The organism is Hymenobacter algoricola (genome assembly GCF_039539525.1).
In the GTDB taxonomy this organism is placed as follows: domain Bacteria; phylum Bacteroidota; class Bacteroidia; order Cytophagales; family Hymenobacteraceae; genus Hymenobacter; species Hymenobacter algoricola.
Genome location: NZ_BAABDH010000008.1, coordinates 1 through 11862, shown reverse-complemented (window position 1 = coordinate 11862; position 11862 = coordinate 1). Strand labels below are relative to the sequence as shown.

General features: G+C 63.6%; 15 protein-coding genes and 1 pseudogene. 7 read left to right on the top strand and 9 right to left on the bottom strand.

The features are described 5' to 3' along the window. The first annotated feature begins 312 nt into the window (after window positions 1-312). From ABD842_RS02190 to ABD842_RS02180, 3 genes are all read left to right on the top strand, one after another. Window positions 313-489, top strand: coding sequence for a hypothetical protein (locus tag ABD842_RS02190; RefSeq protein WP_345109428.1), 177 nt, complete (start codon window positions 313-315; stop codon window positions 487-489). 1 nt (window position 490) lies between these two features. Further along, complete coding sequence (chrA, locus tag ABD842_RS02185; protein ID WP_345109425.1) at window positions 491-1696, top strand: chromate efflux transporter; 1206 nt, start codon at window positions 491-493, stop codon at window positions 1694-1696. Between the two features lie 305 nt (window positions 1697-2001). Beyond that, window positions 2002-3327: a DUF2254 domain-containing protein gene (locus ABD842_RS02180; protein WP_345109423.1), complete on the top strand. Its 1326-nt coding sequence runs from the start codon at window positions 2002-2004 to the stop codon at window positions 3325-3327. A 101-nt stretch (window positions 3328-3428) separates the two neighbouring features. Here ABD842_RS02180 and ABD842_RS02175 read toward each other — a convergent pair whose 3' ends face one another. The 6 genes from ABD842_RS02175 to ABD842_RS02150 all read right to left on the bottom strand — a co-directional run bounded on the left by ABD842_RS02175 (window position 3429) and on the right by ABD842_RS02150 (window position 7359). Next, window positions 3429-3836, bottom strand: coding sequence for a hypothetical protein (locus ABD842_RS02175; RefSeq protein WP_345109420.1), 408 nt, complete (start codon window positions 3834-3836; stop codon window positions 3429-3431). Between the two features lie 231 nt (window positions 3837-4067). Beyond that, window positions 4068-5030, bottom strand: coding sequence for a mechanosensitive ion channel family protein (locus ABD842_RS02170; RefSeq protein WP_345109417.1), 963 nt, complete (start codon window positions 5028-5030; stop codon window positions 4068-4070). A 131-nt stretch (window positions 5031-5161) separates the two neighbouring features. Then, window positions 5162-5650 carry a hypothetical protein gene (locus tag ABD842_RS02165; RefSeq protein ID WP_345109415.1) on the bottom strand — a complete coding sequence of 163 codons (489 nt, stop codon included), beginning with the start codon at window positions 5648-5650 and terminating at the stop codon, window positions 5162-5164. Window positions 5651-5702: 52 nt separating this feature from the next. Next, window positions 5703-5942 (bottom strand): hypothetical protein, encoded by a 240-nt coding sequence (locus ABD842_RS02160; protein WP_345109412.1) that lies wholly within the window; start codon window positions 5940-5942, stop codon window positions 5703-5705. 17 nt (window positions 5943-5959) lie between these two features. Beyond that, window positions 5960-6778: an ion transporter gene (locus ABD842_RS02155; protein WP_345109409.1), complete on the bottom strand. Its 819-nt coding sequence runs from the start codon at window positions 6776-6778 to the stop codon at window positions 5960-5962. 215 nt (window positions 6779-6993) lie between these two features. Next, window positions 6994-7359: a cupin domain-containing protein gene (locus tag ABD842_RS02150; RefSeq protein ID WP_345109407.1), complete on the bottom strand. Its 366-nt coding sequence runs from the start codon at window positions 7357-7359 to the stop codon at window positions 6994-6996. Between the two features lie 95 nt (window positions 7360-7454). Here ABD842_RS02150 and ABD842_RS02145 point away from each other — a divergent pair, with 95 nt between their 5' ends. Beyond that, complete coding sequence (locus ABD842_RS02145; protein ID WP_345109405.1) at window positions 7455-7583, top strand: hypothetical protein; 129 nt, start codon at window positions 7455-7457, stop codon at window positions 7581-7583. 12 nt (window positions 7584-7595) lie between these two features. Here the strand turns inward: ABD842_RS02145 and ABD842_RS02140 are convergent, their stop codons facing one another. Beyond that, complete coding sequence (locus ABD842_RS02140; RefSeq protein WP_345109402.1) at window positions 7596-8738, bottom strand: flavin monoamine oxidase family protein; 1143 nt, start codon at window positions 8736-8738, stop codon at window positions 7596-7598. A gap of 397 nt (window positions 8739-9135) precedes the next feature. Beyond that, window positions 9136-9381 (bottom strand): YidH family protein, encoded by a 246-nt coding sequence (locus tag ABD842_RS02135; protein ID WP_345109399.1) that lies wholly within the window; start codon window positions 9379-9381, stop codon window positions 9136-9138. A gap of 475 nt (window positions 9382-9856) precedes the next feature. Here ABD842_RS02135 and ABD842_RS21145 point away from each other — a divergent pair, with 475 nt between their 5' ends. The 3 genes and pseudogenes from ABD842_RS21145 to ABD842_RS02125 all read left to right on the top strand — a co-directional run. Next, on the top strand, window positions 9857-10243 hold the full coding sequence (locus ABD842_RS21145) for a hypothetical protein (protein WP_425553135.1): 387 nt from the start codon (window positions 9857-9859) through the stop codon (window positions 10241-10243). Then, window positions 10198-10929 carry a bacteriorhodopsin gene (locus tag ABD842_RS02130; protein WP_345109396.1) on the top strand — a complete coding sequence of 244 codons (732 nt, stop codon included), beginning with the start codon at window positions 10198-10200 and terminating at the stop codon, window positions 10927-10929. The genes ABD842_RS21145 and ABD842_RS02130 overlap by 46 nt, the downstream gene beginning before the upstream one ends. 114 nt (window positions 10930-11043) lie before the next feature. Then, window positions 11044-11262: pseudogene (locus ABD842_RS02125) on the top strand (Tn3 family transposase); the annotation flags it as partial. Window positions 11263-11357: 95 nt separating this feature from the next. Here the strand turns inward: ABD842_RS02125 and ABD842_RS02120 are convergent. Then, the coding region (locus ABD842_RS02120; protein WP_425553134.1) for a DDE-type integrase/transposase/recombinase at window positions 11358-11862 on the bottom strand (505 nt) is incomplete at its 5' end.

The following is an 11862-nucleotide window of genomic DNA, read 5'->3' as shown; positions in this document are numbered from 1 at the left end:
CCGCAACAAATCCGCCTCTTTTAACGACCGAATCATGGCCGTAGCTTGTGGAATCTGGAATTGGCATCTGACTAAAAAGAAAGAGGCTATTTAGGAACAAGTCTATTCACTTGCTGGTCTTTCTTGAACTTTGATTGCTGAACCAGTTAACTGTACACGTTTTTGGGCCCTACGGGTGCTTTCGATATGGTTCGGAAGGACGAAACAGTTGTACAAGAAAACCCACGTTTCGATATGCCCTCACAGTGCTTTGGATGCAGATTTTAAGCGCTTAACGTGCTATATTTTCCGTTTCCTGAGAGGACCCCTATCATGCTCGTGGCCTTTGCCACCGCCAAAACCCAGGTGCTGCTCCACGACGGCTTCCGGGAGCTGCTGCACGGCAGCCGTACCGACCGGGCGATGCTCCTGGGCAGCCTGTATCTGCTCATCGAAGGCGGGGGGCGCTGGTCGGCTGACAACCGCTTCTACCACCCCAACCAGCAGTAGCATGCCCTCGACGACACCCCCACCCCCACGCACTTCGCTGGCCGAGCTGGCCGGGCTGTTTCTGCGCCTGGGCACCACGGCCTTCGGTGGGCCGGCCGCGCACGTGGCCCTGATGGAAGAGGAAGTGGTCCGCCGCCGGGGCTGGCTCACCCAGCAGCAGTTTCTGGATTTGCTCAGCGCCGCCAACCTCATTCCCGGCCCCAACTCCACGGAGCTGGCCATTCACATCGGCTACGAGCGCCGCGGCTGGGCCGGGCTGCTGGTGGCCGGCACCTGCTTTATTGTGCCGGCCATGCTCATCGTCATGGCCTTTGCCGGGGCCTACGTGCGCTTCGGCACGCTGCCGGCCCTCACCGGGGTGCTCTACGGCGTAAAGCCCGTCATCGTGGCCGTAGTGATGCAGGCGCTCTGGAGCCTGGGCCAGTCGGCCCTGAAAACCTGGCCCTTGAGGCTCGTGGCGGCCGCCGCCCTCATTTTGAGCCTGCTGGGCGCAAATGAGCTGCTCTTGCTCTTCGCGGCGGGCCTGACCACGGGCCTTCTGCGCTGGCCGACGCTGGCGCACAAAACCGTGCCGCCCGCTCTGTTCAAGCTTGTGGGCGCCGTGGCGGCGCTGGCGTTGCTGCCGCTACTCGTGGGCCTGGGGGCGGGCGCTGCCCCGACCGGGGCTGCTACTCCGCTAGGGCTCCTGCCCTTAGGGCTGGCCTTTGTTAAAATCGGCTCGGTGCTCTACGGTAGCGGCTATGTGCTGCTGGCCTTCCTCGACGCTGATTTGGTGCAGCGCTTTCACTGGCTAACCCAGGGCCAGCTGCTCGATGCCGTGGTGGTGGGGCAGGTCACGCCGGGGCCGGTATTTACCACCGCCACCTTTGTGGGCTACGTGCTGCAGGGTTGGCGCGGGGCGCTGGTGGCCACGGCAGGCATCTTCCTGCCCGCCTTTGTTTTCGTGGCACTCAGTATCCAGCTTGTCGCGCAGCTGCGGCAGTCGCCGCTGGCCGGCGCTTTTCTCGACGGGCTGAATGCCGCATCCTGGGCCCTGATGGCCGCCGTCTCGCTCACGCTGGCGCGCACGGCCCTTCTTGATTTACCTACCGTGGCCCTGGCTTTAGGTAGCGCGTTGCTGCTGCTGCGCTACAAGGTCAACTCGGCCTGGCTGGTGCTGGGCGGGGCCGCGCTGGGCTATGGGCTGCACCAAACCGGCGTGCTGTGATTTGCCTGCGTCGGCGGTCCTTCCGGCTCCCTGATTACTCCCCCGACGTGCCTCTGCGGTGGTTTTTTCCTGTTGAAGCTGGCTCCGCACACCAGCGGCCACCGGGCTGCCGCCCTGTCACGCCCGGATTTATCGGCAATGCGGAACCTGCTTAGAGCCTATCCGAATAGAAAAAAAAGTGCCGTCATACTGCGCTCAGCACGATGACACTTTTGCGAACAAAGCACTCTTTTGATAGGCCCTAAATCGATGGCCGCGGAAGGGCAATACAACCTTACTCCAGGTCCGACAGTACCTACCAGCGCATGAATCGACTCCGCGCCTTGTGGCTGAATGTCAACGCCAGCCTCTGGTTTGTTCCCACGCTGATGGTAGCCGGCACCATCCTGCTGGCCTTCGCGCTGGTGTTTCTCGATGCCGGAATCAGCCACGACTGGCTGCCGGACTACCCGCTGCTGTTCGGCGCGGGCGCGGACGGGGCCCGGGGCATGCTCACGGCCATTGCCGGCTCCATGGTTACGGTGGCCGCCCTGATTTTCTCCCTGACGCTGAGCACGCTGGCGCAGGTATCGAGCCAGTACACCTCGCGGGTGCTGCGCAATTTCATGCGCGACCGGGCCAACCAGGTGGTGCTGGGCTTTTTCGTCAGCATTTTTGTGTATTGCCTGATTGTGCTGCGCACCATCCGTGGCGGCGACGAAGGGCGCTTTATTCCCTCCCTGGCCGTGCTCATGGGGCTGGTGCTGGCCCTGGTCAGCATCGGAGTGCTGATCTTCTTTATCCACCACATGGCCACCGCCATTCAGGCGTCCAGTATCATCCGCCACGCCACCGAGGAAACCCAGGCGGCTATCGGCCGGCTGTTTCCCGACCAGCTGGGGCAGGAAGCTGACCCGCAACAGGCGCAGGCCCTGCTTAGCCGGGCTGGGGAGCTCCGCTGGCAGCCGGTGCCGGCCCGGGCCACCGGCTACGTGCAAAGCCTCGACGAAGAGGAGATGCTCACGCTGGCCCGCCAGCTGGCGGGCGTGGTGCGCATGGAGCACGGCATTGGCAGTTTCGTGGCCCGCGGCGCGGTGCTGATCAGCCTAGCCAGCTACGAAAAAGAAGCCGTAATGCTCACCGAGGAGCTGACCAGGCAGGTCAACGCCTGTTTTAGCCTGGGCCGCCAGCGCACCCTCGAGCAGGACGCGGGCTTTGGGCTGCGCCAGATTGTCGACATTGCCTTGAAGGCCCTTTCCCCGGGCATCAACGATACCACCACCGCCATCATCTGCGTCGATCACCTGGGTGCTTTGCTCGCGCAGCTGGCCGACCGTCGCTTTGACGGGCCCTTACGCGCTGACCAGCAGCGGGTGCGCATCATTGCCGTGCGTCCGACGTTTGAAAAATACGTGGCCACCGCCTTCGACCAGATACGGCTGAGCGCCGACGGCAACGCAGCCGTGTATCTGCGCCTGTTCACGGCGCTGGCTACCATCGGGCAGCGCACGCACGCGCCGGAGCGCCGCCGCGCTCTGCACCAGCAAGCCGACCTGATTGCCGAAGCCGCCCGGCGCACCCTCCCCACGGACTACGAGCGGGAACAGGTGCGCCAGCGGCTGGAGGAAGTGCTGCCGGGGCTGAATGCCTAATGGTGCTACGTCTGAGAAGCCGAGGGCTGGCAGGGGCTGCCGGCTCGGGGGCGTGATTGAAGAAAATACAGCCACAATGGCCAACTGGTGCCGGCAGGCAGCTAGACGGCGGTTAGCCAGGCCGAGGCTTGGTCCAGGTCTTCGAATACGGCTACCTGCAGGTGATGGCGCAGGCCTTCCAGCACGGTTTCCGTGTGCAGGCGCCGGCCCGGGTCGCGCGTAGGCAGCGCCGCATAACGCGCCAGGGCCGTCACGGCTATTGTTTCGGGTAGCCACTGCTCAAGCAGCCATGCCCGGTCCGCTTCGTTGGGAGCCGTGGGCATGGCCTGGTGGTCGGCTAAAATGGCTTTCAGATTATGCCGCTGCAAGAGGTTGCGGACGTGGCTGTAAAGGGCCCGAAACTCTCCGCTGGTCAGTGGGGCCCCCGACCAATGCAGATAGACGTAGCTGTGGGGCACAAAATCGACGGAGCCCACGGCATTCGAAAAATAAAAATGGGTAGGAGCCACGCGGAATAGGGAAGAGTAGTAGTGCGAAACAACTGGACAAGCGGTTTGGCAGCCTGGTCAGAAACCTCCCGGCCGGCACTGGTGGGCGGAGGGAAAGGAATAACAGCCCGCAAAGCTACCCGCTTTTCCCCAGCTACAGAAAAACAAGCGTTGGCAGTGCCAGGTCTTTTGCGTTAAGGGCAGAGCAGTTGCTGACTGCCGCTAGCCCGTCCCGCCGAGCGGCGGCTCGCACTATTGAGGCGGCTCTGCTGGCTGAGCCGGCGCCGGCGGCCCTCCTGCTGCCCGGGCCGGGGGTACGTCGCCCTGGCCGCCGGGCCAGCCTTCGCGCTGCTGCCGCCGATTGCCGTCGGTGGCTTCGGTCTGATCGTGAAACAGGATTTGCCGGGTGGGGAAGGGCAGGTCGATGCCATTCTTGCTAAGCTTGTTTTTGATGGCTTCGAGCACCTTGTCCTGGGCGTCGAGCACGTCGGCCTGCCGGGGCGGGTCGACCCACCAGCGGGCCCTGATGTTCACCGAGCTTTCGGCCAGGTCCATCACCAGCGCGTCGGGGGCCGGGTCCTGGAGTACCCCTGCGGTTTCGCGCATGGCTTCGAGCATCAGCTCCCGGGCCCGGGCAATATCGTCGCCGTAGCCGATGCCCACGTCGTACTGCAGGCGGCGCTTGTCGTAGGCCGTGTTCACGGTCACGGCATTGGTGAACAGCTCGGCGTTGGGAATGATGACGCGGCGGCCGTCGTAGGTTTTGATGGCCGTGGCCCGGGTCTGAATGTCTTCCACCGTGCCCTCGAAGTCCTTGTACTTAATCTGGTCGCCGATCTTAAACGGCTCCGTGAGCAGGAGCAGGATGCCGGCCAGGAAGTTCTGAAAGATGTCCTTGAAGGCAAAGCCGATGGCAATGCCCCCCACGCCCAGCGCGCTGACCAGGCTGGCGGGTGTAAAGCCCGGCAGTATGATCGTGACCGTCACCAGCACGCCCAGGACGAGCATGGCCACGTAGGCCAGGCGGCTCAGGAGCACGGAGAGATTGTGATTGTTCTTTTTGCTGCGCGTGACGCGCTGCACCAGCGCGCGGACACCGCGGGCCAGCAGTATAAACCCCACGAACACCACCAGGCCGAAGACGATGTTGGGCAGGGCCAGCATCAGGTCGCGGCCGATCTGGTTGAGCTTCTGCCAGGCAAGGGAAAAATCCATAGGGGAAAATTAAGCATGAATAACCGCATGCCTTCGCCGGGCCAACCTGACGCAGGAGTAGCCCGGCTGAAGCCAGTTTACGCAGCGATACCCTGGCAGCAGGCCTCTGCACACCGCCCAACTACCCTGTTTTACTTCGCGTCGCCCGGGTGCAGTCGCTGGTACAGTAGCTGCGCCGCGGCATGCAGCAGGGGCTGGTCGGTGGTGCGCTCCTGGCAGCGTTGCAGGTCGTAGTGGCACAGCGTGCCAAAAGCCCTACCCTCCCCGTCGCGGACGAGCGCGCCGCAGTAGGAAATAACCGGCGTTTGGATACCCAGCGCCTGCGGGTCCACGGCGGCGTCCAGAATCTGCACCGGTGCCTCGTGGCGGCCTACCAGCGAGCAGTACGTGGCGGCCATGGGCGCGTCAGCCCCCTGCCGCACGTCGGGCATATTCCGGTCAAACAGCACCTCACTGCGCAGCATGTCCCCGTCGAAACGCCACACCCCCGTGTAGCGGTGGGGCGTACGATGATTCAGGTAGCCCAGGGCCGCATGCACCCCCTGTTGTTGGAGCAGCACGGTAAACTCGGCTATTTCCGCCTGCATGGTGTTTTCTTCGTTAAGGGTCGTCGCATTCATCATATAAAGGGGAAGGGCAGGCGGGCCTGCGGGCGGGCACCCAGGGCAAGGGCTAGGTCGACGGGCTTACGGGAGCGGTTTCGGGCGTTGTCAACTCAGCAGCCAGGTCAGGCTCGTAAAGGTAATGTACCGCCGGCTTTGTCACCAGGCCCACCTCCATCAGCGGCTGCGGGGTCTGGGGATTGAAATCGTGGCGGGCTGGCACCACGGCGCAGCGGAAATAGCCCGCCTCGGCATTGGCCCGCGGCACCAGTCGCGCAGCCTTCGGCGCACGGGCGGCAGGCATTAGCATACATCCGTCATGGAAATCTACTGGTTAGGCTTTGGCGCAGACGTTGGGTCAGCGGGTAAGGGCATTTGCCGGAGCTCGGCGCGCAGCTGGCGCACTTCCTCGTGCAGAGCCGCCACGGCGGCAGCCCCGGCCACTTCGGCCTGCGGATTCTCGGCGTCGCGGCCCATAAAGAACGTGGCCAGCGTAGCCGTGAAATAGCCAAACACGGCAAAGCCGTAAAGCGCCAGCAGCAGGCACAGGGCCCGGCCTTCGCCGGTGCGGGGCCAATACTCGCTGCCCAGGCTGGTGAGCAGCATGGCCGTCCACCACAAAGCGTCGGGGTAGGTGCGCAGGCCGTCGGGCACGTCTTTCTCGAAGGCATACATGCCGGCCGCCCCCACCAGCATCACCACGCCCGTCAGGCCCAGCACGTAGCCCACACCGCGCCGGCCGAAGCTGGCGGCCAGCGCCTTCATGCCCCGGTTCAGCGAGCCCACCACTTTCACCAGCCGCAGGCCGCGCACGGCCCTGGCCGCCCGAAACACGCGCGCCAGCCGAAACAGACGCAGGGCCGGCACCAGCAGCGAAATCAGCGTGATGATGTTCTGCTTAAGAAACGACAGCTTCTGCGGGGCCAGGATGAACTTGACCAGAAAATCCAGGATGAAAATCACCCAGATGACGGTCCCGACCAGCTCCAGCGCCGGGGTAAGCCCCCAGAGAAGTTCCACGCCCAGCAGCAGCAGCCAGCCGAAGCCCAGCACCAGCATGGGCGTTTCCAGCCAGTCGGTGAGCTGCTGCAGCAACTGGTAGCGCTCGTGCTGAAGCTGCTGCTTTTCGGGTTCCGGGTGGGGCATAGGGAGTGGGGCTGCGCGTTGAGGTATCCCGAAGCTTACGCCCCTGGCCCAGTCGGGTTCCGGTCGGCCAGCGCAGGCCCGGATTCTGCCGGGCGATGGAAGGCCGCCCGGTTTGCCCGACAGGTAGCGTTCGGGGTGCGGGCAATACCAAAGGACAAGCAGGGCCCAGGACCGGACGGGACACAAGCGTTGGGCAGCTAGCTCCGCTTGGCTGCTTACAGCACTTCCAGGTCCCGGCGCGTACGCTCGCTCGCCACGTTGCCGGTGTTGACGGTGGTTTTGGGCTCTATCATCAGAATCCACGTTTCGGCTTCGGTGCGGGGCCGGTGCTCGGTACCGCGCGGCACTACCAGCAGCTGGCCGGGATGCACTTCCTCGGTGTGGTCCCGGAAGTCCATCAGCAGCTTGCCCTGCACCACCATAAACAGCTCGTCTTCTTCGGCGTGGCTGTGCCAGATGAATTCGCCGTTCACCTTGGCAATCTTGATGTGCTGGTCGTTCAGCTCGCCAATGATGCGGGGGTTCCAGAGGTCCTGAAACTGGGCGAATTTGTCAGTCAGGGTGATGGGCGTAGGAGTCATATGAGGAAGAAAGGAAGTGATTTGACCGGCGGTTCGTCAAAGGGCGTACAGGAAGGCTTCTGCCTTGCGCAGGGGCTGTTTTTGACCCGGGCCACGTGTATAAAGTCAAAGCGCTAAAAAAGGACACTACGGACATGCAGGACAAGAAGGCCCTTATTACCGGGGACACCGTCGGCATTGGCAAAGCCCTGCGGGAGCAAACCCGGACCCACCGCGCCATGTAGGCCCGGGCATCGCTACGCCCCCCCGGTGAGCTGCCGCAGCACGTGCGCGGCCGCGTGGCGGCCCGATTCCACCGCCCCGTCGAGCCGGCCCCATTCGCTGACGGAGGTTTCGGCCCCGGCCCAGTACAGGGTGCCCGCCCACGCGGGCTGCCGCAGCAGCGCGGGGCCCTGCGGCGGCACCGCCAGTGGGGGCTGCTCATCGCCCGGTACGCTGGTGAGTGGGTCGAGCGACCAGTCCAGCTCATGATAGGCCAGCGGAGCTCCGGCTTTGGGGCCGAACAGGCGCACGAGCTGGTGCACCACGGCCGCCTGCCGCTCCGCGGCCGAAGCCGCCCGCAGCGGATGCGCGGCGCCAAAGAAACCAAACAAGGCCCCGGTCCCGCCCGTTAGGGGCGAGGCATCGTGAATTTCGGTCAGGGGGCCCGCTTGGCTGACGGCGAACCCCGACCAGCCCTGGGCCCGCCAGAAGGGTTGGGCGTACACCACCACGCTTTTCATGGCGTGGCTCATCCAGGTGGGCACGCTGCGCAGGGCGTGCAGCAGCGGTGCCGACAGCTCCGGCACAAACGCCATGCAGTGGGCTACCAGCCGCGGAGGCAGGGCCAGCACCACCGCCCGGGCGACATACGTGCGGGCGCTGTGGCCCAGCAAGACCTGCACCTCGACGCCTTGCCCGTCGGCTAAGTGGCGCAGCCGGGTTACGGGTGCATTGAGCTGCAAGACCCCGACCGGCAGCCCGGCGGCCAGCCTGCGGCAGAGCACGGCCGCGCCGCCGGGCAGGCGCACATACCCGGCCGAGCCTGCAGGATGGGGCAGCCGGTGCACGCCCGCCGCCGTTTCGTAAGCCGTAGCACCGGTGCTGGGCTGCTCAAACGGTACAATAGCCAACTCCTGGAGCAGCTGCATCAGGAAAGGCTGATGCGCCCAGCCCCAGGTAGCACCCAGGTCCAGCCACTCTTCCTCGGGGCTACCCGGCACCGCCGGCACCGCCAGAGTGCGGCCACCCACCCGGTCGCGGGCTTCCAGCAGCTGCACGGGCAGCCCGGCTTCGTGCAGCGCACGAGCGGCCGTCAGGCCGGCCAGGCCGGCCAGGCCGGCCCCAACCACGACAATGGAAGGAGCCAGGGCCGGTTCGGGAAACAAATCACTAGCCATCGGCAACGGAAGAAAAAAGAAGCATTTCTGATAAAAACAGGAAGTAAGGCGGCCCGGGTACGCCCGCTATTATCGCCAGGCGGTTGGGTGAGGAGCCTGCTCACGTGGGGAATGCGCCCCTAACTGGCTTTCCACTGCCCGCGTTGTTTAACCAGTGCGAGTTGGTGACCCGGTTAGAAAAGGGAGGGTAAACGGCTTCCTTTGGGAATTGCGTGGACGAGGCCGGCGTGCGGCACCACGAAATCTACGGGCCGCTGTTCTTCGGCCCGGTGCCAGCGTTTGGACAGCAGTTCGACGTAGCCAGCAACCTGCAGGAGGTCATCTGCCACTCAGGCGTCAGGGCGCTGTTACGTATAGTAGCCGCGGCTCAGCGGTTGAAAACGAGCCGGGGTGCCGGTCAGCCGGATTCTATTTCCCGCTTACGCTGGCGGAAACGGACGAATCCAAGGAGCATCATACCGACAGCCGCCGTCACCGCCCCGTACCCCAGCAGGCCGGTGCGCACGGGGTGCAGCTGAATCAGCACCAGCCCAAAGCCCAGCATGGCCAGGCTGGTTCGCACGTACGTCAGAAAGGTGCGCTCATTGGCCAGGCGGGTACGCTGCAGGGCCAAGCGGTCGGGGAGGGAAAGCGGGTCGGGCATGGGCAGGAAAAATGGGGACTCCCGGCATACGGCAAATCAGCCCCGCCGATGGGCGCTGGTTCTGCGTTTTTTCGGCTGTCCCAAGTTCAAGGACCAGGTGCACTTTGAGGCCCAGGACGAAAATGAAGCGAGCGGGCCGGGTGGTTGGCTCGCTTCAGCTAAGGTGTAGGTGAGGGCAGATATCACCGAACGGCAGACTAAACGGGAAGCTTCGGCGGGCTGCTGCTCGAGGTAGGGGTCGGCCACGTATTCGATGCAAAGGTCAGGCAAGATGGCCTGACCAACAAGAAAGCTGCGCTTTGCTGCCTGAATATCAGCTAAGTCCGCGTCTCTTCCCGCGGCCAGAACGTAGAGCTGCAACCCGACGCGCTGCCCCAAGCGGGAGGCGAGACGACCTTCCAAGAGAAAGCCCCCGCGGCCAAGAAGGTCCGACCTGAGTAGAAAGATTATTACCCCCGCGGCTCAGGGCCGGCTCGTGTTTAATGTGTTTGCTTCCCTGGCCGAATTCGAGCGCAAACTGATTCGCGCCCGCACCCACGCCGGGCCCGGCCCCGCCCCGCCGAGACGCTCTACCGCGCGCAGCAGCTTGGGGGAAATGAGATTGCTCAGCGCCTGCGCATCTCCAGGGTCACCCTCTACAAACACCTACGTCCCGGCAACGGCGTCATCCACGCGCACCGTAAACCAGTGGCCGGCAACCCCGCCGTTTGACTTTCTGACCAACCCTTTGTCCAGGGCCAACTATAACTCAAACACCCGCCCCCCAGTAAGGGGATGGTACCTGTTTGCTTTTTTCACTCAACTAACCCGCTTGAAATGGACACTCAAACCTTACTCCACTGGCTGTACGTGGGCTCAATGATAGGGGGCGCACTGCTGTTCTGGGCCTGGAGCCGCAACCCCAAAGGCGTACCGCAATACGAGTACAGCATCGCCATGATGATTCCCATCTGGTCGGCGCTGGCGTACATGGGCATGGCCCTGGGCCAGGGCAAAACGGAGGTGGCGGGCCAGGTCACGCACTATGCCCGCTATATGGACTGGGTGGTGAGCACGCCGCTGCTGCTGCTGGCGCTGGCTTTCACGGCCATGTTCTACGTGCCCAAAGACGACCGCAGCAAAACCCTGCTGTTTGGGTTGGTGGCGGCTGATGTAGTGATGATAGTTTGCGGGCTGCTGGCCGACTTGTCCGAATCGAGTACCGCGCGTTTGGTGTGGTACCTGTGCGGGGTGGGGGCCTTTGTGGCGGTGCTCTCGCTGGTGTGGGGCCCCGTGCGCCGCATTGCCTTCGACAGCGACCCGGAACTGGGCGGCATCTACACGAAGCTGGCCAGCGTGCTGACCGTGCTCTGGTTCAGCTACCCCACCATCTGGGCCCTGGGGCCGTCGGGCCTCGGCCTTCTCAACCAGACGACTGAAACGGCGCTGTTCGTGGTGGTTCCATTCTTCTCCAAAGTGGGCTTTAGCATCCTGGACTTGCAGTACCTGCGCGACCTGGCCCCACGCAAGCCACCCTACCACCACGAGAAGACTACCGCCAGTACCTGAAGGAGTAGCAGGTTTCGGACGGGTCCGAACCGGCCGATTTTCCTGGTTTTTCGCCCGGCCCGGGTCGCTGCGCTCAGGGGCTTACCTGCTTCCTCCACGCCTTCTGGCTACCTTCGGTACGGGCTGGCCCGCGCCATCTTACACGGTGAGAAAGGTGAGTTGCCCCAACGCTACCGCGAAGGCATGGAAGACCAGCTGGGGGCGCTGGGACTCCTGGTCAACGTCTTGGTGACATGGAATACCCGCTATTTACAGCAGGCCTTACAGCTGTGGCCGAAATCGGGCCCACCGTCGTGGTCATCCTCACTACCTCTGTGCATCTCCGCAACCTGACCCGGCCGGCCTTGCTGCCCCACGCAGTCCTCATTCACAAGCCCCTGACCCGTGAGAAGGTCGCCGTGCTGCTGCAAGCACACTGCCAGCATCAGTTACCGGTTTAATAAGCAAGGAGCGGGCGCAGGCATGGTGGCAATAGCTGCCCAGGGTTCGTTCCATTGTTTTCTGTGCCTGCGCATAGTTGTATAGTCCCAGCGTGAGGTGGGTCGGGTCCTGGGTAAAGTTAACGGGGTTTTTCTGCCACTNACGCCATATTCGCGGCAGATGCGGTCAAAGCTGTGCCCGCCCGGCAGCAATTGATGCGGCTGCGCCGTGAACTGTACGCCATTATCGGTCAGAACCTTGTGTACTTTGTAAGGCAGCTTGTCGAGCACGCGCCGCAGAAACGCTGCCGCTACCACCCGCTTAGCGTGGGGATGGAGTTCAGCGAAGGCTACTTTGCTGGTGCGGTCAATGGCCACAAACAGGTACTGCTTGCCTTGCTCGGTGTGCACTTCGGCAAAATCGACGTGTAGGTAGCCAATAGGATAGTCCTTGAATTTCTTTTTCGGCGGGCTTTGGCCCTCTTCACTTAAGGGCAAGCGGCTGATGCCGTGC